Raw genomic sequence first — 25157 nt, forward strand, 5'->3', positions numbered from 1 at the left:
TCCAACTCGCTGAAAAGAGAGTGCCAGTATTGCCAAGTCGACCGTGACACTCAAATGACGGCCGCTTTACTTAACAACAGTGCCACTGTTTAGACATTATTCTGTCATTCCCCCTCGCAATACTTGCGCCTGTTTTTCGGAACCCAAGAACCTGTCTAGTCAGGCCCTTTCCGAAGACATGCCAACTTGGGGGCGGGCGCTTGAGCCTCCCCACTTTTTCCAACAGGGAGAACCTTATGCGTCTTGTTTCTACACTTACCGGAGTGAGCCTCACCGGCATGATGCTGGCTCTGAGTACTCCGGCCAGTGCTGCTGTCGACGCCAAGCTGCTCGAAATACTCCGCGCCAACGGCTCGATCAACCAGGCGCAGTACACCGAACTGCAGGGCGACCTGGCAAAGGAAACCAAGGAAAAGGCCGACCAGAAAGCCCAGTCCGAGCGCCTGAGCTCCTTCGAACAGAAAGTGGCATGGGCCGCCAAGACCCAGATCAAGGGTGACGTGCGCCTGCGCTATGAAGACGTCAACGTCGACAACCCCAACAGCCGCAGCGGCAACCAGGACCGCGAGCGCGTGCGTGCCCGCGTCGGTTTCTACAGCGAGATCAACCCGCAGGTCGACGCCGGCATTCGCGTGGCCACCGGTAGCAGCTCGGACGCCCGCTCGACCAACCAGAGCCTGGACAACTACTTCGACAAGAAATCGCTGTGGGTGGACCTCGCCTACCTCGACTGGCACCCGACCGCCGTGCCGAACCTGCACCTGATCGGTGGCAAGATGCTGCAGCCGTGGGTGAGCATGGGCGACATTATCTGGGACAGCGACATCAACCCGGAAGGCGTGGCCGTCACCTACAAGACCAACCTGGGCGGCGCCGAAGTATTCGGCAGCGCCGGCCACTACACCCTCAAGGACAACGTCGACGGCGACGGCGTGCAGTTCAAGCACGACGCGCAGCTGTACCACGGCCAGTTGGGCACCAAGTTCAACCTGGCTGACAGCGTCAAGGTCACCGTCGGCGGCAGCCTCTACGGCTTCGACAACGACAAGAAGTCGGCCGTGCTGCGCAGCTTCGGCAACACCACCACCGAGTTCAACCTGGCCGAAGGCTTTGGCCAGGTGGACTTCACCGGCTTCGCCATCCCGCTGTCGGCCTATGGTCAGTTCGTCAAGAACACCGACAGCACCGACGGCGAGGACAAAGCCTGGTTGGCGGGTCTCAAGACCAAGCTGGGCGCCTGGAGCCTGGACTACAACTACCGCGACGTGCAGCGCAACGCCGTGGTCAGCCTGTTCACCGACTCCGACTTCGGTGCAGGCTTCACAGGTTCGCGTGGCCACAAGTTCAAGGTCGGCTACGAGATCGACAAGAACTTCTCCCTGGGCGCAGCCTACCTGATGGCCAAGACCGACCTGTCGCAGTTGCCGAACAACAATGCTGACGTCGACACCCTGCAGGTCGACCTGGAAGCCAAGTTCTAAGCGCTACGCGCCCTTGCTCCACGCTGAAGCGGGAAATGCCGACCCCATCCGGCATTTCCCGCTTTTTTTTTGCCTGCCAGAAAGCTGGGGGCTGCTTTGCGGCCCCAGCGATAGAGAAGTAAAAGTAGGTATCAGCGCTTACGCAGCACCACGCTCCCGATCGAATACCCCGCACCAAACGAACTCAGCACCCCCAGCGAACCCTTGGCCAGGTCATCCTGATACAGGTGGAAAGCAATCACCGACCCCGCCGAACTGGTGTTGGCATAGCGATCCAGGATCACCGGCGCATCTTCCTCGGCCACTTCACGCCCCAGCAGCTTCTTGACGATCAAGTGGTTCATGCTCAGGTTGGCCTGATGCAACCAGAAGCGCTTGACGTCCGACGGCTGCAGATCGTTCTCGGCCAGGTGCTGGCCGATCAGCTCGGCGACCATCGGGCAGACTTCCTTGAACACCTTGCGGCCTTCCTGCACGAACAGCTTGTCGCGGGCACCGATGCCCTCTTCCGCAGCGCGGTTGAGGAAGCCGAAGTTGTTGCGGATGTTGTTGGAGAACGCCGTCAGCAGCTTGGTGCTGACGATGTCGAACTGGTGTTCGGAGGTGGCCAGGTCGGCACGCTCGACCAGCACGGCGGTGGCGGCGTCGCCGAAGATGAAGTGGCTGTCGCGGTCACGGAAGTTCAGGTGGCCGGTGCAGATCTCCGGGTTGACCACCAGCACCGCGCGCGACTGGCCCAGCTGCACGCTGTTGGCGGCGGTCTGGATGCCGAAGGTGGCCGACGAGCAGGCCACGTTCATGTCGAAGGCGAAGCCCTGGATGCCCAGTGCCTGCTGCACTTCGATGGCGATGGCCGGGTATGGGCGCTGCAGGTTGGAACAGGCGACGATCACTCCGTCGACATCGGCGGCGGTGCGCCCGGCACGCTCCAGGGCTTGGCGGGCGGCGGCCACGCCCATTTCGCAGAGGATCGACTGTTCGTCGTTGCCGCGCTCGGGCAGGCGCGGCTTCATGCGCTGCGGATCGAGAATACCGGCCTTGTCCATGACGAAGCGGCTCTTGATGCCCGAGGCCTTCTCGATGAAGGCGGCGTCGGACAACGGCGCCGCCTCGACCTCGCCACGCTCGATGGCGGCGGCGTTGTCACGGTTGAAACGCTGTGCCCAGGCGTTGAAGGACTCCACCAGTTCTTCGTTGGAAATGCTTTGGGCCGGGGTGTACAGGCCGGTGCCGCTGATGACGACGTTGTGCACGGTCGTTCCTCTGGTCTGGGGCCATCGCCACAAGGCGCTGGCCGGAATAAGGGCAACTTAATGGCACCTTGGTACCAATTTTGAGGCGAGGGCTGCGCCCTCGTTCGCGGCACAAGGCCGCTCCTACAGCATCGGCGTTCGCCTGTAGGAGCGGCCTTGTGCCGCAATCGGCCGCACAGCGGCCGCAAATTCCACCAAGTTTGCCACAACTTGGGGAGCTTAGGCTTCCACCTGACTCCACTGTTTGCTCAGTCGCTTGTCGGAAACCGGGACCTTCGTCCCCAGTTGCTGGGCAAACAACGACACCCGGTATTCCTCCAGCAGCCAGCGGTACAGGGTCAACTGCTCATCGCGCTTGCCTTCCTGGGCATGCTTGTCGGCGCGGGCCTGGTACTGCGCCCAGCAATTGGCCAGCTCGGCGCTCCACACCCGGTCCTTCTGCACCTGCGAGCCCAGCTTCTCCAGGCGCAGCTCCACCGCCTTGAGATAACGCGGCAACTCCTTGAACCAGGCCCCCGGCGTTTCCCGCACGAAGCCCGGGTACACCAGGTTGGCCAGCTGCTGCTTGATGTCGTTGAGCGCCACCGCCTGGCTCAGGTCGATCTTGCCCTTGAAGCGCTTCTGCAGGCCATGCCACAGCTTCAGCACCTCCAGGGTCAGGCGGGCCAGGCGTTCGGCGTGCTCGGTCCAGTTGCCGCGCTTGCGTTCGGCCAGCGAGGCCAGGCCCGCGCCATCGCGCGGCAGTGGGTCTTCGCCTTCCAGCACACAGCTGTCGAGGCTGGCCAGGAGGATATCCTCGACCAGCGCCTCGACCCGGCCCAGTTCACGGTACAGCAGCCCCAGCTCGGTCAGCCCCGGCAGCTTGCCGCGCAGGAACTTGGCCGGTTCCGCCAGTTGTTGCAGCAACAGGCGCTGCAAGGCGCGACGGTGCTGGAACTCGGCTTCGGCCTGGGTCGAGAAGCGTCCCTCGCGCACCGTGCCATTGTCCTCGACCAGCGCCGGGTAGACCGTCATCGACAGCCCGGCGATCTTCTGCTGGGCGGTCTGCGCCACCTGCGCGAAGGCCTTGGCCTGTACCGGCTGCTCGGCCTTCTCGCTACGCGGCAGGGCCAGCGCCGCCTGGCTGGCGGCGGCAAAGCGGGCGGTCAGCTCGGCGAGGTCGCGGCCTTCGCCGAGGAACTTGCCCTGGGCGTCGACCACTTCGATGTTCATGCGCAGATGGCCTTCCACCAGCCCGGCCGCCTCCGCCCAGGCCTCGTCCGACACCCGCGCCCCGGTCATGCGCAGCAACTCCTGGCCCAGCGCTTGCGGCAATGCCCCCTGGCCGAACGCCAGGCGCGACAGGGCCGCCTTGACGAAGTCGGGCACCGGCACGAAGTTCTTGCGCAGGGCCTTGGGCAGATTGCGCACCAGGGCGATGCACTTGGCCTCCAGCAGGCCGGGCACCAACCATTCCAGGCGTTCGCCCGGCAGGTTCGGCAACAGCGGCGCCGGCACCCGCACGGTCACGCCGTCACGCGGATGGTTCGGCTCGAAGTGATAGCTCAGCGACAGGCGCAGCTCGCCCACCTGCAGGTGGTCCGGATACTGCGCGGAGGTGACCTCGCTGGCCTCGCGGGCGAGCACGTCCTCTTCGCGCATGATCAGCAGGTTCGGATCTTTCTGGCTGTTCATCCGGTACCAGCTGTCGAAGGTCGCGGTCTGGTGAATCTCTTCGGGCAGGCGCGCCTCGTAGAAGGCGTACAGCGTCTCCTCGTCGGCCAGAATATCGCGCCGGCGGGCCTTGGCCTCCAGCTCGTCGAGCTGCTCGAGCAGGCGCTTGTTGGCCGCCAGGCACTTGGCCCGGGACTGGATCTCGCCACCGACCAGGCCGTCGCGGATAAACAGCTCGCGGGAAGTGCCCGGGTCGATCGGGCCGAAATGCACCGGCCTGCGACCGACCAGGATCAGCCCGTAGAGGGTGATCTGCTCGTAGGCCACCACCTGGCCGCGCTTCTTCTCCCAGTGCGGTTCGAAGTGGTTCTTCTTGATCAGGTGGGTGGCCAGCGGCTCGATCCAGTCCGGCTCGATCTTGGCCACCATGCGCGCATACAGCTTGGTGGTCTCCACCAGCTCCGCGGCCATCACCCACTGCGGGCGCTTGCGGCCGATGCCCGACGACGGGTGAACCCAGAAACGCCGCTGACGCGCACCCTGGTAGTCGCCCTCCTCGGTCTTCTGGCCGATCTGGCTGAGCAGGCCGCTGAGAATCGCCTTGTGCAGGGGCTGGTAGTCGCAGGCGTCCTTGTTCACCGCCAATTGCAGGTCGCGGCAGATCAGCGCCAGCTGGCGGTGGGCGTCGCGCCACTCGCGCAGGCGCAGGTAATTGAGGAAGTTCTTGCGGCACCAGTTGCGCAGCGGGCTGGCGGTCAGCGCCTGGCGCTGCTCCTCGAAACCGCGCCACAGGTTGACCAGCGCGGCGAAGTCGGAATCGACATCCTTCCACTGCGCGTGCGCCTGGTCGGCGGCCTGCTGGCGCTCCGGCGGGCGCTCACGCGGGTCCTGCACCGACAGCGCGCTGGCGACGATCAGCACTTCCTGCAGGCTGCCCTGGCGGGCGCCTTCGAGCAGCATGCGGCCCAAACGAGGATCGATCGGCAGACGCGCCAGCTGGCGGCCCAGGGGTGTCAGCTGGTTCTCGCGGTTGACCGCCGACAGCTCCTGCAACAGGTTGAAGCCGTCGCTGATGGCCTTGCCATCCGGCGGCTCGATGAACGGGAAGGCGTCGATGGCGCCCAGGCGCAGGTGCAGCATCTGCAGGATCACCGCGGCCAGGTTGGTACGCAGGATCTCCGGGTCGGTGAACGCCGGCCGGCCGTTGAAATCGTCCTCGCTGTACAGGCGGATGCAGATGCCCGGCTCGACCCGGCCGCAGCGGCCTTTACGCTGGTTGGCACTGGCCTGGGACACCGCCTCGATGGGCAGGCGCTGGACCTTGGCGCGGTAGCTGTAGCGGCTGATGCGCGCGGTGCCGCTGTCGATCACGTAGCGAATGCCCGGCACGGTCAGCGAGGTTTCGGCGACGTTGGTCGCCAGCACCACGCGCCGGCCGCTATGGGACTGGAAGATTCGCTGCTGCTCGGCCGGCGACAGCCGCGCATACAGCGGCAGGATCTCGGTGTGGCGCAGCTGCGCCTTGCGCAGGATCTCGGCGGCGTCGCGAATCTCGCGCTCGCCGGGCAGGAACACCAGCACATCGCCCGGGCCCTTGCCCTGGCTGCGTTCGTGCTGGGCGATCTCATCGAGGCTGGCGAGGATCGCCTGGTCGACGGAAAGGTCCTCCTCGACCTGGTTGCCCTCCTCGTCGTGCTCGCTGGTCAGCGGCCGGTACCAGGTTTCCACCGGGTAGGTGCGCCCGGACACCTCGATGATCGGCGCGCCGTCGAAGTGCTTGGAGAAGCGCTCCAGGTCGATGGTCGCCGAGGTGATGATCAACTTCAGGTCCGGGCGGCGGTGCAGCAGGGTCTTGAGGTAGCCGAGCAGGAAGTCGATGTTCAGGCTGCGCTCATGGGCCTCGTCGACGATGATCGTATCGTAGCGTTCGAGGAAGCGGTCGTGCTGGGTCTCGGCCAGCAGGATACCGTCGGTCATCAGCTTGACCAGGGTGTTCGAATCGCTCTGGTCCTCGAAGCGCACCTGGTAGCCCACCAGCGCCCCCAACGGCGTGCCCAGTTCCTCGGCGACCCGCGCCGCCACGCTGCGCGCGGCGATCCGCCGGGGCTGGGTGTGGGCGATCAGGCCATGGCTGCCCCGGCCCAGCTCCAGGCAGATCTTCGGCAACTGGGTAGTCTTGCCGGAACCGGTCTCGCCGGCGATCACCAACACCTGGTGCTCGGCCAGGGCCTTCTTGATCTCGTCGCGCTTGGCGGCGATGGGCAGGTTGTCGTCGTAGCGAATGCTCGGCACGCTCTGCTGGCGCGCGGTGACCTGGGCGCAGGAGGCCTGGACCTTTTCCACCCACTGCGCGAGCTTGCCCTCGTCGGGGCGCTTGCGCAGCTCGTGCAATTGCCGGCGCAACCGATGGCGGTCGGCGATCATGGCGTGGTCAAGGTTCTTCAGCAGTTGGTCGATGGCGTGGTCTGTCATGGGGCTTTTTAATGATGCAGGCGAGTGCTGCTTTTTCATGATCGGCAGGCGTAAGAGGCGGGATTGTCGCAGATTTGCGAAATCGATGCTGCCTGTGCCCGCCGTTCAGTCGCGATCACGCTCGAAATAGCGGGAGCGCTTGAAAAGCAGCAGCGTTGCAACTGCATCACAAAGAATCCACCAGTACATCCCATCCAGCCGCAAGAATTCACGCTCGCCAAGTTGTGTGCACGCCGTTATGCCAGTTGCCATCAACGCCACGCAGACGCAGCATCTGAGCGTTGGTGAGCGACATGCCCAGTCAAGCAATAGGCCGGCGACCAGCCCATAAAGGGTAAACAGAAAGATCTCAGTCATGGCTACCCTTCAATCCTGTCGCGGGAGCAGCTCGCTCCCACGGCCAGATCGAAAAGCCTGTGGCAGGGGGCTTGACCCACGAGAGGTCCACGCATCATCAATCTCTATCACGCTCGAAATAAGATGAGCGTTTATAGAGTAGCGGCGTACCAACAGAGACAAAAAGTATCATCCACTCAATACCATCGAGCAGCAAGAACTGCCGATTGGCCAGCTGCGTACAACTCGTCATGCCAGCACTCATGCAAATCACATACAGAAAAATCCTGACCCGTGTTGAGCGACACGCCCAATCAACGAAAAGCCCGACAACAACGGCAATGAGCATGAGGACAATCCACGACATGACCATTCCTTGTTTAGATAATCAACATCAAGCTGCTGGATTGGGGGCCGATGCCGCCATCGACCTTGGCAAACAGTGACACCAACATATCCCCGGCATGGAAAGTAGGGATGCTTTTCTGTGCTAGCCATGTCACTGCCCCAGCGACCGCGAAGCCAGCCATAACACCCGCTGGATTACCGCCCAAAAACCCTACTGCAGCTCCCGAGGGTTTGCCGACTGCCCCCCCTACAAGCCCGGAAATGATGTGTCTCTGCTGATTGAGATGGTCCCCTTGCTCCCGCGTCAGCGGTCGAGAAACGGCCACCCGCATCTGACAAGACCGATCACCCGCCTGCATCCGCTCGTAAAGTTCAACCACTTTCTCCACTACCTGATAGTGCCCTCGATGCACAAACGGCAAGCCTAGCTGCCTCAACTGACAGCACGTTCGAGGTTGGATGATGAATTCGCTGACGTCGAAGACGATCGCGTGATGTGCAACTACCTGGTAAGTCCGTTGTGCTTGCATGGCTGTCCCTGTCGCCTATCTATCCTGCAGAACACAGGGACTTTCACCTCTGGCCCCGGCCCTGCCAACTAGCCTAGGTCCGATAAAACTGTGGGAAGCTTCCTAAGCTGCTGCGACGCGGCGGAAAGACCTTGCCAATGTTTAGCTCCCACCGGAATGAACGTCGCCATTCACTGCTTTAATCAACCTTACAGGCCATGTGAGTATCCAGGGATGCTTCCCGACCCGATGATCGCCCGCCCGCTGCCCTACCCTTCGCTGCCGAAGGCCCGGGCCCGTGCCGGTGAAAATCCGCTGGTCCATATCATCCTGGCGTTCTGGGCGCTGTGGCACTGCCGCCACGCGCGCCCACCGGACACGTCGCTCACGCACTCCTGACCCGACCCGGCCGCCTTCTGGCCGATTGACTCAGCCTGACCGCTCGCCTGCGCGGCGGTCACGTGTGCCCCAGAGCGAATCCACCATGCACTTTGCCCCCGCAGAGCAAGCCAGGCGTTTCCTGGCCGACAACCCCGATATCGACCTGATCGAGCTGTTCATCCTCGACGCCAACGGCGTCCCCCGCGGCAAGCTGCTGCACCGCGAGGAGCTGCTGGCGGTGTTCGAAAGCGGTCGCCCGCTGCCCAGCACCATCCTCGGCCTGACCCTCAACGGCGACGATGTCGAAGACTCCGGCCTGGTCTGGGACGTAGGCGACATCGACTGCCGTGCCTACCCGCTGGACGGCAGCCTGGTGCGCCTGCCCTGGCGCCGGGTGCCGACCGCCGCCGTGCAGGTCAGCATGCACCCCAGCGAAGGCCTGCCGGCCAGCGTGGCCGATCCGCGCCATGTGCTGCTGCGGGTGATCGACGCGCTCAAGGCCGATGGTTTCCACCCGGTGATGGCCTGCGAGCTGGAGTTCTACCTGCTCGACCAGCAGCGCGACGCCCAGGGCCGGCCGCAGCCGGCGCTGGACAGCGACGGCTGGCGTCCACGCGGGACCCAGGTGTATGGCCTGCGCGAGCTGGAGCAGATCGAACCCTTCCTCGCCGACCTCTATGCCGCCTGCAAGGCCCAGGGCATCCCGGTCCGCACGGCGATCTCCGAGTACGCGCCCGGCCAGGTGGAGATCACCCTGGAACACGGCGACGCACTCGAGGCGATGGACCAGGCCGTGCGCTACAAGCGCCTGGTCAAGGGCATCGCCAACGCCCACGGCATGCAGGCCTGCTTCATGGCCAAGCCGTTCGCCCAGCTGGCCGGCACCGGCATGCACATGCACCTGAGCCTGGCCGACGCCGCCGGCAACAACCTGTTCGCCAGCGAGGACAAGGCCGGTACCCCGCTGCTGCATCATGCGGTGGCCGGCATGCTGCGTCACCTGCGCGAATCGCTGCTGCTGTTCTGCCCCAACGCCAACTCGTTCCGCCGCTTCCAGGCCAACAGCTATGCGCCGCTGGCGCCGACCTGGGGCGTGGACAACCGCACCGTCAGCCTGCGCGTGCCCGGCGGCCCGGCAGCCAGCCGGCATATCGAGCACCGCATCTGTGGCGCCGACGCCAACCCCTACCTGGCCGCCGCCGCGATCCTCTCCGCCACCCACCAGGGCATCCGTGAACAACTCGATCCCGGCGCCCCAGTCGAAGGCAACGGCTACGCCCAGGCCAGCGAACACCTGCCCACCGACTGGCTAACCGTCCTCGAGGCCTTGGAAAATTCGAGCTGGGCCCGGGAGGCGCTGGGCGAGGCCTTCCTCGGCGTATACCTCAAGGTCAAGCGCGCCGAGTACCGCCAGTTCATGGCCGAGGTCGGCGAGCAGGACTGGCGCTGGTACCTGCACCAGGCCTGATGCCCACGAGATTACAAGAAGGAACAAGCATGAACGCAGCAGTGAACAACGGCCCGGCCCAGCGCGCGCCGTCCTATTACAGCGCCACCCTCAACGACACGACCGAATACCCCACGCTCAAGGGCACGGTGCAAGTCGACGTGGCGATCATCGGCGGCGGCTTCACCGGCGTGGCCACCGCGGTGGAACTGGCCGAGCGTGGCCTGAAGGTGGCCATCGTCGAAACCAACCGCATCGGCTGGGGCGCCAGCGGCCGCAACGGCGGCCAGGTCACCGGCAGCCTGTCGGGCGACGAGGCCATGCGCACGCAGATGCGCGACCGGCTGGGCGCCGAGGTGGACGATTTCATCTGGCACCTGCGCTGGCGCGGCCACCAGATCATCGAGCAGCGCGTCGAGCGCTACGGCATCCAGTGCGACCTCAAGCACGGCCACCTGCACGCGGCGATGAAACCGTCGCACATGAACGAGCTGCGCGCCTTCGAGGCCGAGGCCCAGCGCCGTGGCATGGGCGATCAGGTGCAACTGCTCGACCGCAGCGCCATGCAACGCCACCTGCAGAGCCCGTTGTACCTCGGCGCACTGAAGAACCGTCGCAACCTGCACCTGCACCCGCTCAACCTGTGCCTGGGCGAGGCCCGCGCCGCCCACGGGCTGGGCGCGCTGGTGTTCGAAAACTCCGAGGTGCTGGAGATCGTCCACGGCCCGCGCCCGGCGGTGGTCACCGCCCAGGGACGGATCGAGGCACGCCAGGTGATGCTGGCGGGCGATGTGTATCACAAGCTGGAAAAGCGCCAGCTCAAGGGCAAGATCTTCCCGGCCATGGGCGGTATCGTCACCACCGCGCCGCTGGGCGAGCTGGCCGAACAGATCAACCCGCAGGACCTGGCGGTGTACGACTGCCGTTTCGTCCTCGACTACTACCGCCTGACCGCCGACAAGCGCCTGCTGTTCGGCGGCGGCGCCAACTACTCCGGGCGCGACTCGCGGGACATCGAAGGCGAGCTGCGCCCGTGCATCGAGCGCACCTTCCCGGCGCTCAAGGGCGTGCCGATCGAGTTCCAGTGGAGCTGCGCCATGGGCATCGTGGTCAACCGCATCCCGCAGCTGGGCAAGCTGTCGGACAACGTCTGGTATTGCCAGGGGTATTCCGGGCACGGCATCGCCACCAGCCACATCATGGGCGAGATCATGGCCGAGGCGCTGACCGGGACGCTGGAGAAGTTCGATACCTTTGCCGGGTGCCGGCATATCAAGGTGCCGATGGGCGACCTGCTAGGGAATCCGCTGCTGGCGGCGGGGATGTGGTACTACCAGATGCTGGAAAAGCTGCGCTGAGTTTCCTGTATCGCAAACGTGGGAGCGGGCTTGACCCGCGATGGCGTCGACTCGGGCAACAACGTTACCTGAGCTGACGCTATCGCGGGGCAAGCCCGCTCCCACGTTTCAATCCCAAAGCACGCTGGGGATCAGGCGATCTTCTTCAGACCCTGCTTCTTCAGCTCTTCGTCGCGCAGCTCGCGGCGCAGGATCTTGCCAACGTTGGTGGTCGGCAGCGCGTCGCGGAACTCGATGGCCTTGGGCACCTTGTAGCCGGTGACGTTGGCGCGCATGTGCTCCATCACCTGCTCCTTGGTCAGGGTCATGCCCGGTTTGACCACGATGAACACCTTGATCACCTCGCCGGACTTCTCGTCCGGGATGCCGATGGCCGCGCACTGCAGCACGCCCGGCAGCGCGGCGAGGACGTCTTCGAGCTCGTTGGGGTACACATTGAAGCCGGACACCAGGATCATGTCCTTCTTGCGGTCGACGATGCGCATGTAGCCGTCCGGCTGGATCAGGGCGATGTCGCCGGTCTTCAGCCAGCCATTGCTGTCAATGATTTCGGCGGTGGCGTCTTCACGCTGCCAGTAGCCCTTCATCACCTGCGGCCCCTTGATGCACAGCTCGCCCACCTCGCCCAGGGGCAGCTCCTGGCCGTTGTCGTCGATGATCTTGCACAGGGTGGACGGCACCGGGATGCCGATGGTCCCCAGCTGGTTGGCCGAAGTCGGGTTGACCGCCGCCACCGGGCTGGTCTCGGTCATGCCGTAGCCTTCGCAGATGGCGCAGCCGGTCACAGTCTTCCAGCGCTCGGCCACGCTCTGTTGCAAGGCCATGCCGCCGGACAGGGTGATCTTCAGCGCCGAGAAGTCGAGGTTGCGGAACGTCTCGTTGTTGCACAGGGCAACGAACAGCGTGTTGAGGCCGACGAAGCCGCTGAACTTCCACTTGCCCAGTTCCTTGACCATGGCCGGCAGGTCGCGCGGGTTGCTGATCAGCACGTTGTGGTTGCCGATGAGCATCATGGCCATGCAATGGAAGGTAAAGGCGTAGATGTGGTACAGCGGCAGCGGGGTGATGAGGATCTCGCAGCCTTCGTGCAGGTTAGAGCCCATCAGCGCGCGGCACTGCAGCATGTTGGCGACCAGGTTGCGGTGGGTAAGCATCGCGCCCTTGGCCACGCCGGTGGTACCGCCGGTGTACTGCAGCACGGCGACATCGCCGGACTGCGGGTTGGCCTCGGTCACCGCGCCGCCCTTGCCCAGCGCCAGGGCGTCGTTGAAGCGCACGGCGCCCGGCAGGTGGTAGGCCGGCACCATTTTCTTCACGTACTTGATGACGCTGTTGATCAACAGGCGCTTGAGAGGTGGCAACAGGTCGGCCACTTCGGTCACAATGACGTGTTTGACCTGGGTCTTGGGCACCACCTTTTCCGCCAGGTGCGCCATGTTGGCCAGGCACACCAGGGCCTTGGCCCCGGAGTCGTTGAACTGGTGCTCCAGCTCCCGCGCGGTGTACAGCGGGTTGGTGTTGACCACGATCAGGCCGGCGCGCATGGCACCGAACACAGCGACTGGGTACTGCAGGACGTTGGGCAGCTGGACCGCGATGCGATCACCCGGCTTCAGGTCGGTGTGCTGTTGCAGCCAGGCGGCGAAGGCGCCGGACAGGGTGTACAGCTCGCCGTAGGTGATGGTCTTGCCCAGGTTGCTAAAGGCAGGTTTGTCGGCAAAGCGTTGGCAGGATTGCTTGAGTACCGCCTGGATATTGGGGAATTCGTCAGGATTGATGTCCGCCGTGACCCCGGCTGGGTACTTATCCTTCCAAAAATGTTCGATCATGGAAGCCCGCTCCTTCAGCAACAGCGAATTCGGTACGCGTCGATGCGCTTATTATTGATATGAGAGGCCGGCTCATTGCAAACCGGATCCTCTGAAAGCGCGCCGAGAGTAACAGCTTTGCAAGGGGTCGCCTAGAGGCCGAAAAAGGCCGACAGGTCACGAAAATGACTCAATGAACAATATAGGTCATTTTTAGAGTATTTATACAAAATGCCGCGAATCCGGCTGAAAGCCCTGCCCTAGAGAGGGCCTGTGGGAACGGAGTTGCGCCGCTCCCACAGGATTGGACTAGCCACCGTCAGGCAATGTCGCGCAACTCCCGACGCAGGATCTTGCCCACCGGAGTCATCGGCAGCGATTCGCGCAACACGATGTGCTTGGGTACCTTGTAGCCGGTGAAGTTGGTCTTGCAGAACGCCTTGAGCTCATCGACGCTCACCCCACCCGCGCGCGGCACCACGAACAGCTTCACCGCCTCGCCGGTGCGCTCGTCCGGCACGCCGATCACCGCGCAGCTGGCCACCTGCGGATGGCCCATCACCACGTCCTCGATCTCGTTGGGATACACGTTGAATCCCGAGACGATGATCATGTCCTTCTTGCGGTCGACGATGCGGGTGAAACCGTCCGGATCGATGACAGCGATGTCGCCAGTCTTCAGCCAGCCTTCGGCATCCAGGACCTGAGTGGTGGCCTCTACCTGCTGCCAGTAGCCCTTCATCACCTGCGGCCCCTTGATGCACAGCTCGCCACGCTCGCCCAGCGGTTGCTCGTGGCCTTCGTCGTCGATCACCTTGAACGCCGTGCCGGGCACCGGGAGCCCCACGGTCCCCAGGCGCGCCAGCTGGCCATAGGGGTTGGTGCTGGCCGCTGGCGAGGTTTCGGTCAGGCCGTAGCCTTCGACAATGCGGCAACCGGTGAGGGCCTCCCAGCGTTCGGCGGTGGCCTTGACCAGCGCGGTGCCGCCGGAATTGGTGATCTTCAACGCGGAGAAATCCAGCGATTTGAAGCCCGGGTTGTCCATCAGCGCGACGAACAGCGTGTTCAAGCCCACCAGCGCCGAGAACCGCCACTTGCCCAGCTCCTTGATGAAGCCGGGGATATCGCGGGGATTGGTGATCAGCACGTTGTGGTTGCCGGTCACCATCATGCACATGCAGTTCGCGGTGAAAGCATAGATGTGGTACAGCGGCAGCGGCGCGATCATCACCTCCTGCCCTTCCTTGATCAGTGGCTGGCCATCGGGGCCGTGCTGGCCGAAGCAGGCCAGCACCTGGAGCATGTTGGCCACCAGGTTGCCGTGGGTGAGCATGGCGCCCTTGGCCAGCCCGGTGGTGCCACCGGTGTACTGCAGCACCGCAATGTTTTCCAGGGTCTGCGCCACCGGTTTGTGGGTAAGCCCGCGCCCCTGGCGCAGCACCTGCTTGAACGAAACGGCCTGGGGCAACTGGTAGGCCGGCACCATCTTCTTCAGCTTGTCGACCACGGTATTGACCAGCCAGCCCTTGGCCGTCGGCAGCAGGTCGCCCATCTTCGCCTCGATCAGGTACTCGATGCCGGTGTCGGGCAGCACTTCCTGCACGCGCTTGCCGAACATGTTCAGGTACACCAGGGCACGGGCGCCGGAGTCCTTGAACTGATGACGCATCTCGCGCTCGGTGTACAGTGGGTTGGTGTTGACCACGATCAGGCCGGCACGCATGGCGCCGAACACCGCGATGGGATATTGCAGGACATTGGGCATCTGCACCGCGATGCGGTCGCCCGGCACCAGCTCGGTGTGCTGCTGCAGCCAGGCGGCGAAGGCCGCCGAATGGCGCTCGAGGTCGGCATAGCTCAGGGTGACGCCGAGGTTGCTGTACGCCGGGCGGTCGGCGAAGCGCTTGCAGCAGCGCTCGAAGACATCGACGACGGATGTGTAGGCATTCATGTCAATGGTGGAAGGTACGCCCGCCGGGCGCTTGTCGTTCCAGAAATCGGCTTGCATTTATTGTTGTTCCTCTGCCGGGACATCCCTGACCTGATCGCCGGCTGGCAAAAAGGTGTTCAGCCGACGTTAGCAGCTCTGTCGAAGGTGGCAAATACGCCAAGTGCCGCCATTAACATTGTGAATCTCTTTTCTGCCCTTCCTGCAATCGATGGCTTTGCGCATACACTGTTGGGCAACCTCCGCGCGCAAGGACCCGCCATGCCCCACGACGCCTTCTGGCTCCCCGCCAGCGAGCACTGCAGCCTTTATGTCCACCAATGGCTGCCGGCCACACCGGTCAAGGCCGTGGTGCTGCTGGCCCATGGCATGGCCGAGCATGCCGGGCGCTACCAGCGCCTGGGCCATGCGCTCAACGCGGCCGGCTACGGGCTGCTCGCCCCCGACCTGCGCGGCCACGGCCGCACCGCCGAGCTGGGCAGCCTGGGCCTGTTCGCCCGGCAAAATGGCTGGAATGCCGTACTCAACGACCTGGGCCTACTGGCCCAGCACATCGGCCAGCAGTTTCCGGGGACCCCGCTGTTCCTGTTCGGCCACAGCATGGGCAGCTACATCGCCCAGGCCTACCTGCTGCACCACAGCGCCAGCCTGCAGGGCGCGATCCTCAGCGGCTCGAACTTCCAGCCGGTGGCGCTGTACCGCGCGGCGCGCCAGATCGCCCGTCTCGAGGCCTGGCGCCAGGGCCCGCTGGGCAAGAGCGCGCTGATCGACTGGCTGTCGTTCGGCTCGTTCAACAAGGCGTTCAAGCCCAACCGCACCGCCTTCGACTGGCTCAGCCGCGATGCCGCGGAGGTGGACAAGTACATCGCCGATCCGCTGTGCGGCTTTCGCTGCAGCAACCAGCTGTGGCTCGACCTGCTGCAAGGGCTGGCGCAGATCAGTCAGAAAAAGAACCTGGCGCAGATCGATCCGAACCTGCCGATCTTCGTGCTGGGCGGCGAATGTGATCCGGTGAGTGCCGGCAAGCGTCTCACCCATCTGGCCGACGCCCTGCGCGCGACCGGCAACCGTCATGTACAGTTGCGCATCTACCCCGGCGCACGCCACGAAGTGCTCAACGAAACCCATCGCGACGAGGTCACCGCCGAGATCATCGGCTGGCTGGAACAGGCGCTGGCCCTTGGCCGCCCTGCCCGCAGTGAATGATCGGCAGCCTAGTCTGCTCCACAAGGAAGCCCCTGATGACCCAGGTCACCAACACGCCTTACGAAGCCCTCGAAGTCGGCCAGAAAGCTGAATACAAGAAGTCCGTGGCAGAACGCGACATCCAGCTGTTCGCCGCCATGTCCGGTGACCACAACCCGGTGCACCTGGATGCCGAGTTCGCCGCCAAGAGCATGTTCAAGGAACGCATCGCCCACGGCATGTTCAGCGGCGCGCTGATCAGCGCCGCGGTGGCCTGCACCCTTCCCGGCCCGGGCACCATCTACCTGGGCCAGCAGATGAGCTTCCAGAAACCGGTGAAGATCGGCGACGAGCTGACCGTGCGCCTGGAAATCCTCGAGAAGCTGCCCAAGTTCAAGGTGCGCATCGCCACCAACGTCTACAACCAGAACGACGAACTGGTGGTCGCCGGCGAAGCCGAGATCCTCGCGCCGCGCAAGCAGCAGACCGTCGAGCTGGTGAGCCCGCCGGAGTTCGTTGCTGGCTGATACAGCGACTTTCACAGTCACTGTAGGAGCGGCCTCGTGCCGCGAAAGGACTGCGCAGCAGTCCCTGGATTTCAGCGTCCATGTATAGATCGCCGGGGCTGCTACGCAGCCCTTTCGCGGCACGAGGCCGCTCCTACAGTGAGGCGCTTAGCCCAGCTCACGCAAACGCCGCTCGATATGCCGGCGCTCCGGCCCCTGCCGGGTCAGCGTCAGCGCCTGCTGCCAGGCCTCGCGGGCCTGCACGGTGTTGCCCAGTTGCCGATGCAGTTCGGCCCGCGCGGCATGGGCCAGGTGGTAGTCGCCCAGCTCGCCCCGCTCGAGAATCGCCTCGACCGCCCGCAACCCGACCTGCGCGCCATCGCGCCGGGCCAGGGCTGCTGCCCGGTTCAGCTCCACCACTGGTGACGGCCAGTGGCGCTGCAGCACATCGTACAGGCCGACGATCTCGTCCCAGTCGGTGGCCTCGGCGCTGGGCGCTTCGGCATGCAGCGCGGCAATTGCCGCCTGCACGCTGTAGGGGCCGAACTCCCGGCTGCGCAGTGCCTGGCGCACCAACTGGCTGCCCTCCTCTATCTGTGCCCGGTCCCACAGGCCTCGGTCCTGTTCGTCGAGCAACACCAGCTCGCCCTGGGCATCGCTGCGCGCGTTCTGCCGCGAGGCCTGCAACAGCATCAGCGCCAGCAGCCCCAGCACTTCGGCATCCGGCAACAACTGCGCCAGCAAGCGGCCCAGGCGGATGGCTTCGTCGGTCAGCGCGCGCGTGGTGACATCCTCGCCCGAAGACGTCGAATAGCCCTCGTTGAACACCAGGTAGATCACCCGCAGCACACTCTCCAACCGCTCCGGCAACTCGCCCAGCTCCGGTACCTGGTAGGGGATCTTCGCATCGCGAATCTTGGCCTTGGCCCGCACGATGCGCTGGGCGATGGTCGCCGGGCTCTGCAGGAAGGCGCGGGCGATCTGCTCGGTGGTCAGGTCGCAGACCTCGCGCAGCGTCAGCGGCACCTGGGCATCGAAGGCCAGGGCCGGGTGGCAGCAGGTGAAGATCAGACGCAGCCGATCATCGACCAGCAGCTCCTGCTCGCCCGGGTCCTGGGTCTCGCCCTCCAGCAGCATGATCAGGTCCGCCTGCGAGCGGTCGAAGCGGGCACGCCTGCGCAAGGCGTCGATGGCTTTGAAGCGGCCGGCGGAGACCAGCCAGGCCCGCGGATTGTCCGGAATGCCATCGCGCTGCCAGCGCTCGACGGCAATGAAGAAGGCGTCATGCAAGGCCTCCTCGGCCAGGTCGAAGTCTCCCAGCAGGCGGATCAGGGTGGCCAGGATGCGCCGGGAGTCGCGGCGGTAGACCGCCGCGACTTCATCACGGATTTGCGCTTCGCTGTTCATCAGCCCGACGATACCTGGGTCATCGTGGCTCTCCATTCACGTCAGGGTTGCAACTCTCGCACCGGGCGCACCTCGACGCTACCGACCCGCGCCGCCGGAATCCCCTTGGCGATGTTCAACGCTTCATTGAGGTCGCGTGCATCGACCAGGTAGAAACCGGCCAACTGCTCCTTGGTCTCGGCGAACGGGCCGTCGGTCAGGCTCATGCGTCCGGCGCGCACGCGCACCGTGGTGGCCGTCTGCACGGGCTTGAGCGCCTCGGCGGCGATCATCCGCCCGGAGCCCTGGATGGACTCGGCGTAGGCCATGCATTCGGCGTCCTCGGGGCTGTCGGGCAGGCTGTGCAACAGCGCTTCATCACAATAGACCAGGCACAGGTATTTCATGATCGTCTCCGGGGCAAGGTGGCGATAGGCGGTCGAGAGCGTTCAGGGTTTGAGATCGAACAGCGCTTTTTGCGTTTCCATGTCGAACGGCGCCGACCAGTGTTCGTGGATGACCTGCCATTGGCCGCCACTGCGCCGGTAGCCGACAGTGGCGCGCATGAAACCGCACTGGCTCTCATCGTCGCCCGGGCCACAGCGGTTGAGCCAGTGGGCCAGGCCCAGGTCGCCGTCGGCATGCACGGTCAGTTGCGCCAGTTCGAACACCATCGGCCCGGTGCACATGCCCATGCACATTTCCCAATGGGCGCGGTAGGCGGCCTTGCCCTTGAATTGCAGGGCCTGGATGGCGTCGAAGGCAAGAATGTCGTCGGCATAGGGGGCGACGATACGGTCCACGTCACGCTCGCGCACGGCTTGCATCCACTGCTCGATCAGTTGCTTCAGTTCATGCTCGGCTGCAGTGTTCATCGGTGTTTCCTCCGAAGATTCATCAGGGTTGGTGGTGACGCTTTCAACACTGGTCGAACGGGAAAACGACAGATCGACAGCCACCTGGAAATAAATCAGTCGAGGGGCGCGTCAAACGGGTGCAGGCAAGATGAACTCACGATAACCGGAGAGAATCACATACACCGCGAAATAACAGAAAATGGCCGCCGACAGCAGGTAGGACCACGTCAGCAGCCGGTCACCAAGCAAGCGCCCACCATGGCTGGCGATGCCGCAGAGCGACACGCACCAAGCCAACCCGGCGGCGAAGAAGCCCGCGAGGAACAGTCCTGCGTCGAGCAGACTGCCGCCACCGGACCTGGAGATCAGCACCCCACCCACCGCCGCGAACCAGAGAATCGCGCTGGGCGATGACATGGCCAGGAAGATCCCGCGCAGGAACTCGCGCCAGCCCGATTCCACCACCACCTGCCCCCGCGACTCCAGATGTCCGCCACGCCAAGCCGCCAGCAGCATCTTCACGGCAAACCACACCAGCAGTGCCGAACCGCCCAGCCACAGGGTCCAGCGCACGCTTTCGAACTGCAGCAGCACGGTCATTCCGGCCAGAGCAGCAATTGCATAGACCAGGTCGCCGACGCAGGTACCCAGGCCCAACCAGAACCCCTGGAGGAATCCGCGCTGCATGGCCAGGGTGATCATGGCGATATTGGCCACCCCGATATCCAGGCAAAGGGACAGACTGAGCAGAAAACCGTTGGAGAAAGGCATGGCGCACTCTGGGCGTATTCAGGGGTGCACATTGAACCCGAGGGTGCGCTTGCCGTACAGAAAGAAAGTTCACTCGCTCAGACAGACCCCGCCAACACCTGCGCATAGCGCCCGCGATCCACGTTGGCGCCACTGAGCACCACCGCCACACGCTTGCCGGCCTGGCGCCCACGCTCCTGCATCAGCGCGGCCAGGGCGGCGGCACCGGCACCCTCGGCGGTGTTGTGGGTGGTCTCGTGATAGAGGCGCATGGCCTCGGCGATCTCGTCGTCGCTCACTCGCACGATGCGTGCGGCATGCTCGCGCACCAGCGCGAAGGCATCGGGGTGCGGCACGCGACAAGCCATGCCGTCGGCGAAGGTCTCAGCGCTGGCGGTGGTGACGATGCGCCCCCGCTCGAAGCTCTGGGCATAGGCGTCCGCCGCACTGGAGACCACGCCGACGATCTCGGTGTCCAGCCCCAGCAGGTTGCGCGCCTGGATCAGCCCGCAGATGCCCGAGCCCATGCCGATCGGCACATACACGCAATCCAGGTCGGCCACCGCCTCGAACAGCTCCAGCGCATAGGTGGCCACGCCACGCACCAGTTCCGGGTGGAACGATGGGACCATCTGGTAGCCGCGTTCCTCGGCCAGGCGCGCGGCCTCTTCACGGGCAACGTCGAAGTCCACGCCGTGCTCCACCAGTTCCGCGCCCAGGGCGCGCATGGCGGCGTTCTTCTCTCGCGAGTTGCCTTCAGGCACCACGATCACCAGCGGCAAGCCCGCCTGGCGCGCTGCCAGGGCCATGCTCTGGCCATGATTGCCGCGGGTTGCGGTGACCAGCCCGTGGGGGACGTCGCCACTGGCCAGCAGGGAACGCACGTAGACCAGCCCGCCACGTACTTTGAAGGCACCGGTGGGGGCATGGTTCTCGTGCTTGACCCAGAGCTGGCAACCCAGCCGCTCGGCCAGCAGCGGCCAGGCATGCTGCGGGGTCGGCGGAACGTGCTGGTGAACAAAGGCGGCGGCTTCACGCAGGGCGGGCAAGTCGAACATGGCGATCTTCCTTCATCGGTAGGGCTTGATCCGATCCTAAGCGCCGGCCATTGTATGGGTCCAAATATATATTGCATGGGTAGCAATTTCGTGTGGATTCCCTCCCTGCCAGACAACGACCAGCCGCGCTACCTGGCGCTGGTCGAGGCCATCGCCGGCGCCATCGAACAGGGTGAGCTGAAAGCCGGTGAACGCCTGCCGCCCCAGCGTCGCCTGGCCTGGGCGCTGGGCCTGAACCCGAGCACCACGCAACAGGCCTACCGCGAAGCTGCGGCGCGGCACCTGGTGTCCGGGGAGGTGGGGCGTGGCACCTATGTGCTGGCCAGCAGCAAGGAGGCGACGCTGTTTCGCCTCAAGTTGCCAGACCGTCAGCATCAGGTGATCGACCTGTCGACCAACGTGCCGGTGGCCGACCCGCACAATCTTGACCTCGAGCACAGCCTGCGCCGGTTACTCGAACAGGGTGAAACCGCCCTGCTCGACCATTACCTGGGGCCGGAGCAACTGCTGCTGGGGCGGATCCAGGGCACTCGCTGGTTGGCCAATCGTGGCCTGACCCTGAGGCCCGAGGAGGTGCTGCTCTGCGGTGGCGCCCAACAGGCCTTGGTCCTGGTACTGCAGTCGCTGTGCCTGGCAGGCGAGCCGGTGATGGTCGAAGCGCTGACCGCCCCGGGCATCAAGGCGGCCTGTCGCCAACTGCGCCTGCCGGTGCAGGGGGTGGCCCTGGATGAACAGGGTTTGCGCCCGGACGAACTGGACCGCGTCGTGCGGGCCAGTGGCGCGCGGGTGCTGGTGACCACCCCGACCCTGCACAACCCGACCGGGGCCTGCATGGGCGAGGCCCGGCGCCAGGCACTGGCGGAAGTCGCCAAACGCCACGACTTGCTGGTGATCGAGGATGACGTGTACGGCGCCTTGACCGACCGGCCGCCACTGTACCCTTTGCTCGAAGGCCGCGGCGTGTTGATCAGCAGCTTGTCCAAGACCGTGGCCGCCGGCCTGCGCCTGGGCTGGATCGTGGCTCGGCCAGCGTTGCTGGAGCAGATCGATCCTTATGCCCAGGCCACCCACTGGTCGGTGTCGCCGTTGAACCTGTACATCGCTTGCCAATGGATTGCGGACGGGACCGCCGCACGGCGACTGGCCTGGCAGCGGGAGGAACTGGCCGAGCGTTGGCGCCTGGCGCGGGCGTGGCTGGGCAATGCACTGCCGGTGGACGGCGTGCCTTCGCCCCATGCCTGGCTGGCCACGCCCGGGGAGGCCGAGGCGCTGGTTGCCCAGTGTCGGGCGCAAGGGGTGGAGATCGTGCCGGCCAGCGTGTTCGCGGTGGGCACGGAGCGTGTGCGGGCGGTGCGGGTCAGCCTGTCGGCGGCGCACAGCCGGGCGCAGTTGAAGCAGGGGCTGGAGCTTGTGGGGGCGGGATTGACCCGCGATTGCAATTGATCGCCATCGCGGGGCAAGCCCGCTCCCACTGGCCCTGACTGGGCCAACAGGCTCAGTTCAGCCGGCAACCCTCGCCCAGGGCACGGTATTGAAGGGTGTGCACCTGTCCCTGATGGTCTTCGTAGGTCATGGTGGCGGGCACCACTTCACAGACGTTGGGGATCGTCGACAGGCTGATCACGCGCTTGATGTCGAGGTTGGTGGAATAGTCGTACTGCTCGACCACGGGTTGGGTATCTGCGGTCTTGACCTGGTCCGCGAAGGCGAGCGAGGACATACCGACCAATGCAAGAATCAGTAAGGCTTTCATGGATAACGACCTTGATGGCTATCAAGCTGATCGCGTGACTTCTGATGCCGTCAATGGCGCGGAGAAGTTGTCATCGACTGCGAAGATGACACGAAGTACCGATCCCGCTTTATCGTACTGCCGGGGGGATGAGTGAAAGTCTACTCCCCAGTCAGAATAGTTGAACCCCGAAGTCGGTTATTCACCCTTGCCGGATTTGCAACAATCTGCGACAAAGCGCAGCCATTTTTCCTGCACAGGCCCTGTCGCGGGACAAGCCCGCTCCTACAGATTGCATGCGACCTTGTGGGAGCGGGCTTGCCCCGCAATGAGCCACACAGCGTGAGCCACACATGCCGCCCCTGACCTGCACCCGCCTGCCCCCAATCCAGCGCCGCCTGCTGGAGCAGTTCTATCGCCAGCATGGCTCGCGCATGCGCGCCGCCGGTGATGGCGAACAGTGGGTGGCGCGCAGCGGTGAAATCGTCGGAGGGATGAGCTTGTCACAAGTCGAGGGCGGCTACTGGCTGACCGGCCTGTTCGTCGCCCCGCAATGGCGTGGCCGGCAGATCGCTTCACAGTTGCTGGAAACCGCGTTGGGCGATGCCACCACCCCGACCTGGCTGTTCTGCCATCCGGACCTGGCGCCCTTCTACCAGCGCCTGGCCTTCACCCCGGCCAATACCCTCCCCGAGTCACTGGCCTCGCGCCTGGCCCGTTACCAGCGCAGCAAGCCCCTGATGGCGCTGGTGCGGGATCAGTCGTCGGCCACATCAAGCCCCGGGAACAGCACATCGGTGTAGCCGAACTTGCTGAAGTCCTGGATGCGCGAGGGGTACAACCGGCCGATCAGGTGGTCGCACTCATGCTGCACCACCCGTGCATGAAAACCATCGGCAAAGCGGTTGATCGGGCTGCCCTGCGGGTCGATGCCCGAATAGCTGATGTGCTTGTAGCGCGGCACCACGCCGCGCAGGCCCGGCACCGACAGGCAGCCTTCCCAGCCGTCCTCGACCTCCGTGGCCAGCGGCGTGATCACTGGGTTGAGCAGGATGGTCCGCGGCACCGGCTCGGCGTCCGGGTAGCGCTCGCTGCGATCGAAGCCGAAGATCACCAGTTGCAGGTCGATGCCGATCTGCGGCGCGGCCAGGCCGACGCCACCGACATGGGCCATGGTCTCGAACATGTCGTCGATCAGTTGCTTGAGCTCGGGGCTGCCGAGCATGTGCTCCGGCACGGGCGGGGCGATGCGCAGCAGGCGTTCGTCGCCCATCTTGAGAATGTCGCGGATCATCAGGTATTCGGCTCGCGGGTCTGGGGTTCGGGTGTCACCGGGTGCTCATGGCCGAGCACGGTGACGGTCTGTTGCGGATTGTCCTGGGCGAATTCCTTCTCGCCGGGGTTCTTGCCCTCGGCGGACATATGCTCGATCACCGCGTTCATCTCGGCCCCCAGCAGCAGCACGGCGGCGGAGATGTAGAAGTACAGCAACAGCACGATGATCGCCCCGATACTGCCATACATGGCGTTGTAGTCGGCAAAGGTCTTCACGTAGTAGGCAAAGCCCAGCGACGCGATGATCCACACCACCACCGCCAGCACCGAGCCTGGGGTGATGAAACGGAATTTCTGCTTCACATCGGGCATCACGTAGTAGATCAGCGCCACCGCCACCATCATCAGGATAATGATCGCCGGCCAGCGCAGGATGGTCCAGACGACCACCACCGCCTCTTCCAGGCCCACCTGGGAGGCGATCCACCCCATGACCTGCGGCCCCAGCACCATCAGCGCGGCGGCCGCCAGGAGCATGCCGGCGACGCCGACGGTGTAGATGATCGACAGCGGAATACGCTTCCACACCGGCCGCCCTTCGGGCACGTCGTAGGCGGCGTTCATCGCGCTCATCATCAGGCGCACACCCGCCGAGGCGGTCCACAGCGCGATCACGATACCCACCGACAGCAATCCGCCCTTGGACTGCTGCAACTGGTCGATCACCGGGTTGACCTGCTCCAGGGCCTGGGGCGGCAGCACCAGCTCGGACTGCAGGCGCAGCCACGAGAAAAAGTCCGGCAAATGCAGGAAACCGATCAGGGCGATCAGGAACAACAGGAACGGGAACAGCGAGAACAGCATCTGGTAGGCCAGCGCGGAGGCATAGGTGGACATCTCGTCGTCGAGGAACTCCTTGACGGTGCGCACCAGCACGCGGTGCAGGGGCAGGCCGCGCAGGTCGGGGAAAATCATAGCGTCTCCTTTCGCCGCTTGATCGGGGTGGCAATGCAACCAGTCTAATAGACCAGGCGGCGGGCGTGCTGTTCGCTGACGCGTTGCCGAACGCACAACGCAATCGCGGGGCAGTGCGCTCCCACCGGGTGGGAGCGCACTGCCCCGCGACAATGCCACTGCGATCAAGGTTTCTTCACGGCATCCTTGACCTTGCCCACGGCCTGCTGCGCCTCGCCCTTCAACTCCTGGGCCTTGCCCTCGGCGCGCAGCTTGTCGTTGCCGGTCACCTTGCCGACGCCCTGCTTGATGTTGCCCACGGCCTCGTTGGCCAGGCCTTTCGCTTTATCCTTGGTGCCGCTCATGGGATGTCTCCTTGCCGGAAAGACACGGGAAATCGTGTCGACACCTGATCGACCCACGGCCATCGGCAGGAGTTTCAATTAGTTTGCCTGGTCCC

The 25157-nt window shown here is 64.6% G+C and carries 23 protein-coding genes; 7 read left to right on the top strand and 16 right to left on the bottom strand.

All coding sequences use genetic code 11. The annotated features are described in order from the left end of the window. Window positions 1-236: 236 nt before the first annotated feature. The gene (locus HU735_RS23610) at window positions 237-1481 is read left to right on the top strand and encodes a putative porin (protein ID WP_050706803.1); all 1245 of its coding nucleotides are present in this window, start codon (window positions 237-239) and stop codon (window positions 1479-1481) included. Window positions 1482-1612: 131 nt separating this feature from the next. Here HU735_RS23610 and HU735_RS23615 read toward each other — a convergent pair whose 3' ends face one another. From HU735_RS23615 to HU735_RS23635, 5 genes are all read right to left on the bottom strand, one after another. Further along, a complete protein-coding gene (locus HU735_RS23615) occupies window positions 1613-2734 on the bottom strand; it encodes a beta-ketoacyl-ACP synthase III (RefSeq protein WP_028693068.1) in 1122 nt (373 codons plus the stop codon). 219 nt (window positions 2735-2953) lie between these two features. Beyond that, complete coding sequence (hrpA, locus tag HU735_RS23620; RefSeq protein ID WP_186715726.1) at window positions 2954-6859, bottom strand: ATP-dependent RNA helicase HrpA; 3906 nt, start codon at window positions 6857-6859, stop codon at window positions 2954-2956. A 105-nt stretch (window positions 6860-6964) separates the two neighbouring features. Then, complete coding sequence (locus HU735_RS23625; protein ID WP_186715727.1) at window positions 6965-7216, bottom strand: hypothetical protein; 252 nt, start codon at window positions 7214-7216, stop codon at window positions 6965-6967. A gap of 97 nt (window positions 7217-7313) precedes the next feature. Continuing rightward, window positions 7314-7562 carry a hypothetical protein gene (locus tag HU735_RS23630; protein WP_186715728.1) on the bottom strand — a complete coding sequence of 83 codons (249 nt, stop codon included), beginning with the start codon at window positions 7560-7562 and terminating at the stop codon, window positions 7314-7316. 13 nt (window positions 7563-7575) lie between these two features. After that, the gene (locus HU735_RS23635) at window positions 7576-8073 is read right to left on the bottom strand and encodes a hypothetical protein (RefSeq protein WP_186715729.1); all 498 of its coding nucleotides are present in this window, start codon (window positions 8071-8073) and stop codon (window positions 7576-7578) included. Between the two features lie 463 nt (window positions 8074-8536). Between HU735_RS23635 and HU735_RS23640 the strand changes: the two genes are divergently transcribed. Together HU735_RS23640 and HU735_RS23645 are read left to right on the top strand one after the other, a co-directional pair. Continuing rightward, the gene (locus tag HU735_RS23640) at window positions 8537-9901 is read left to right on the top strand and encodes a glutamine synthetase family protein (protein ID WP_186715731.1); all 1365 of its coding nucleotides are present in this window, start codon (window positions 8537-8539) and stop codon (window positions 9899-9901) included. A gap of 29 nt (window positions 9902-9930) precedes the next feature. Then, on the top strand, window positions 9931-11238 hold the full coding sequence (locus tag HU735_RS23645; protein ID WP_110739163.1) for an FAD-binding oxidoreductase: 1308 nt from the start codon (window positions 9931-9933) through the stop codon (window positions 11236-11238). A gap of 131 nt (window positions 11239-11369) precedes the next feature. Here the strand turns inward: HU735_RS23645 and fadD1 are convergent, their stop codons facing one another. Both fadD1 and fadD2 read right to left on the bottom strand, forming a co-directional pair. Then, window positions 11370-13067, bottom strand: coding sequence for a long-chain-fatty-acid--CoA ligase FadD1 (gene fadD1 / locus HU735_RS23650; protein ID WP_028693064.1), 1698 nt, complete (start codon window positions 13065-13067; stop codon window positions 11370-11372). A 298-nt stretch (window positions 13068-13365) separates the two neighbouring features. After that, entirely contained in the window at window positions 13366-15054 is a 1689-nt protein-coding gene (gene fadD2 / locus HU735_RS23655; protein WP_050706811.1) for a long-chain-fatty-acid--CoA ligase FadD2, read from the bottom strand. Between the two features lie 201 nt (window positions 15055-15255). Here fadD2 and HU735_RS23660 point away from each other — a divergent pair, with 201 nt between their 5' ends. Further along, window positions 15256-16200 carry an alpha/beta hydrolase gene (locus HU735_RS23660; protein WP_186715733.1) on the top strand — a complete coding sequence of 315 codons (945 nt, stop codon included), beginning with the start codon at window positions 15256-15258 and terminating at the stop codon, window positions 16198-16200. A 35-nt stretch (window positions 16201-16235) separates the two neighbouring features. Next, complete coding sequence (locus HU735_RS23665) at window positions 16236-16706, top strand: MaoC family dehydratase (RefSeq protein WP_062574831.1); 471 nt, start codon at window positions 16236-16238, stop codon at window positions 16704-16706. A 147-nt stretch (window positions 16707-16853) separates the two neighbouring features. On the opposite strand, the gene HU735_RS23670 is transcribed toward HU735_RS23665, so the two are convergent. The 5 genes from HU735_RS23670 to HU735_RS23690 form a co-directional block, all read right to left on the bottom strand. Next, a complete protein-coding gene (locus HU735_RS23670; protein WP_186715776.1) occupies window positions 16854-18092 on the bottom strand; it encodes an RNA polymerase sigma factor in 1239 nt (412 codons plus the stop codon). 41 nt (window positions 18093-18133) lie between these two features. Then, entirely contained in the window at window positions 18134-18478 is a 345-nt protein-coding gene (locus HU735_RS23675) for a YciI family protein (RefSeq protein WP_028693059.1), read from the bottom strand. Window positions 18479-18520: 42 nt separating this feature from the next. After that, complete coding sequence (locus HU735_RS23680; RefSeq protein WP_186715734.1) at window positions 18521-18946, bottom strand: nuclear transport factor 2 family protein; 426 nt, start codon at window positions 18944-18946, stop codon at window positions 18521-18523. Window positions 18947-19057: 111 nt separating this feature from the next. Further along, entirely contained in the window at window positions 19058-19699 is a 642-nt protein-coding gene (locus tag HU735_RS23685; RefSeq protein WP_186715735.1) for a LysE family translocator, read from the bottom strand. A gap of 77 nt (window positions 19700-19776) precedes the next feature. Further along, window positions 19777-20736 (bottom strand): threonine dehydratase, encoded by a 960-nt coding sequence (locus HU735_RS23690; protein ID WP_186715736.1) that lies wholly within the window; start codon window positions 20734-20736, stop codon window positions 19777-19779. Between the two features lie 75 nt (window positions 20737-20811). Between HU735_RS23690 and HU735_RS23695 the strand changes: the two genes are divergently transcribed. Beyond that, complete coding sequence (locus HU735_RS23695; RefSeq protein ID WP_186715737.1) at window positions 20812-22179, top strand: PLP-dependent aminotransferase family protein; 1368 nt, start codon at window positions 20812-20814, stop codon at window positions 22177-22179. A 52-nt stretch (window positions 22180-22231) separates the two neighbouring features. Here the strand turns inward: HU735_RS23695 and HU735_RS23700 are convergent, their stop codons facing one another. Beyond that, window positions 22232-22489, bottom strand: a complete 258-nt coding sequence (locus HU735_RS23700; protein WP_028693053.1) for a DUF2790 domain-containing protein — start codon at window positions 22487-22489, stop codon at window positions 22232-22234. A gap of 332 nt (window positions 22490-22821) precedes the next feature. On the opposite strand from HU735_RS23700, the gene HU735_RS23705 reads away from it, so the two are divergent. Then, window positions 22822-23271 carry a GNAT family N-acetyltransferase gene (locus tag HU735_RS23705; protein WP_186715738.1) on the top strand — a complete coding sequence of 150 codons (450 nt, stop codon included), beginning with the start codon at window positions 22822-22824 and terminating at the stop codon, window positions 23269-23271. Here the strand turns inward: HU735_RS23705 and def are convergent. The 3 genes from def to HU735_RS23720 form a co-directional block, all read right to left on the bottom strand. Further along, window positions 23226-23762 carry a peptide deformylase gene (gene def, locus HU735_RS23710; RefSeq protein ID WP_186715739.1) on the bottom strand — a complete coding sequence of 179 codons (537 nt, stop codon included), beginning with the start codon at window positions 23760-23762 and terminating at the stop codon, window positions 23226-23228. The genes HU735_RS23705 and def overlap by 46 nt on opposite strands. After that, window positions 23762-24718: a YihY/virulence factor BrkB family protein gene (locus HU735_RS23715; protein WP_186715740.1), complete on the bottom strand. Its 957-nt coding sequence runs from the start codon at window positions 24716-24718 to the stop codon at window positions 23762-23764. The genes def and HU735_RS23715 overlap by 1 nt, the downstream gene beginning before the upstream one ends. A 164-nt stretch (window positions 24719-24882) precedes the next feature. Next, complete coding sequence (locus HU735_RS23720; protein ID WP_186661155.1) at window positions 24883-25062, bottom strand: CsbD family protein; 180 nt, start codon at window positions 25060-25062, stop codon at window positions 24883-24885. Window positions 25063-25157 lie beyond the last annotated feature (95 nt).

Origin of the sequence: Pseudomonas sp. BW16M2 (assembly GCF_014268865.1) — a bacterium.
Classification (GTDB): Bacteria; Pseudomonadota; Gammaproteobacteria; order Pseudomonadales; family Pseudomonadaceae; genus Aquipseudomonas; species Aquipseudomonas peradeniyensis.

Bases quoted from the DNA above. Each gene is read 5' to 3' on its own strand.
- HU735_RS23610 (WP_050706803.1), top strand. From the start codon at position 237: ATGCGTCTTGTTTCTACACTTACCGGAGTGAGCCTCACCGGCATGATG.
- hrpA (WP_186715726.1), bottom strand. From the start codon at position 6,859: ATGACAGACCACGCCATCGACCAACTGCTGAAGAACCTTGACCACGCC.
- HU735_RS23625 (WP_186715727.1), bottom strand. From the start codon at position 7,216: ATGACTGAGATCTTTCTGTTTACCCTTTATGGGCTGGTCGCCGGCCTA.
- HU735_RS23630 (WP_186715728.1), bottom strand. From the start codon at position 7,562: ATGTCGTGGATTGTCCTCATGCTCATTGCCGTTGTTGTCGGGCTTTTC.
- HU735_RS23635 (WP_186715729.1), bottom strand. From the start codon at position 8,073: ATGCAAGCACAACGGACTTACCAGGTAGTTGCACATCACGCGATCGTC.
- HU735_RS23640 (WP_186715731.1), top strand. From the start codon at position 8,537: ATGCACTTTGCCCCCGCAGAGCAAGCCAGGCGTTTCCTGGCCGACAAC.
- HU735_RS23645 (WP_110739163.1), top strand. From the start codon at position 9,931: ATGAACGCAGCAGTGAACAACGGCCCGGCCCAGCGCGCGCCGTCCTAT.
- fadD1 (WP_028693064.1), bottom strand. From the start codon at position 13,067: ATGATCGAACATTTTTGGAAGGATAAGTACCCAGCCGGGGTCACGGCG.
- fadD2 (WP_050706811.1), bottom strand. From the start codon at position 15,054: ATGCAAGCCGATTTCTGGAACGACAAGCGCCCGGCGGGCGTACCTTCC.
- HU735_RS23660 (WP_186715733.1), top strand. From the start codon at position 15,256: ATGCCCCACGACGCCTTCTGGCTCCCCGCCAGCGAGCACTGCAGCCTT.
- HU735_RS23665 (WP_062574831.1), top strand. From the start codon at position 16,236: ATGACCCAGGTCACCAACACGCCTTACGAAGCCCTCGAAGTCGGCCAG.
- HU735_RS23670 (WP_186715776.1), bottom strand. From the start codon at position 18,092: ATGAACAGCGAAGCGCAAATCCGTGATGAAGTCGCGGCGGTCTACCGC.
- HU735_RS23675 (WP_028693059.1), bottom strand. From the start codon at position 18,478: ATGAAATACCTGTGCCTGGTCTATTGTGATGAAGCGCTGTTGCACAGC.
- HU735_RS23680 (WP_186715734.1), bottom strand. From the start codon at position 18,946: ATGAACACTGCAGCCGAGCATGAACTGAAGCAACTGATCGAGCAGTGG.
- HU735_RS23685 (WP_186715735.1), bottom strand. From the start codon at position 19,699: ATGCCTTTCTCCAACGGTTTTCTGCTCAGTCTGTCCCTTTGCCTGGAT.
- HU735_RS23690 (WP_186715736.1), bottom strand. From the start codon at position 20,736: ATGTTCGACTTGCCCGCCCTGCGTGAAGCCGCCGCCTTTGTTCACCAG.
- HU735_RS23695 (WP_186715737.1), top strand. From the start codon at position 20,812: ATGGGTAGCAATTTCGTGTGGATTCCCTCCCTGCCAGACAACGACCAG.
- HU735_RS23700 (WP_028693053.1), bottom strand. From the start codon at position 22,489: ATGAAAGCCTTACTGATTCTTGCATTGGTCGGTATGTCCTCGCTCGCC.
- HU735_RS23705 (WP_186715738.1), top strand. From the start codon at position 22,822: ATGCCGCCCCTGACCTGCACCCGCCTGCCCCCAATCCAGCGCCGCCTG.
- def (WP_186715739.1), bottom strand. From the start codon at position 23,762: ATGATCCGCGACATTCTCAAGATGGGCGACGAACGCCTGCTGCGCATC.
- HU735_RS23715 (WP_186715740.1), bottom strand. From the start codon at position 24,718: ATGATTTTCCCCGACCTGCGCGGCCTGCCCCTGCACCGCGTGCTGGTG.
- HU735_RS23720 (WP_186661155.1), bottom strand. From the start codon at position 25,062: ATGAGCGGCACCAAGGATAAAGCGAAAGGCCTGGCCAACGAGGCCGTG.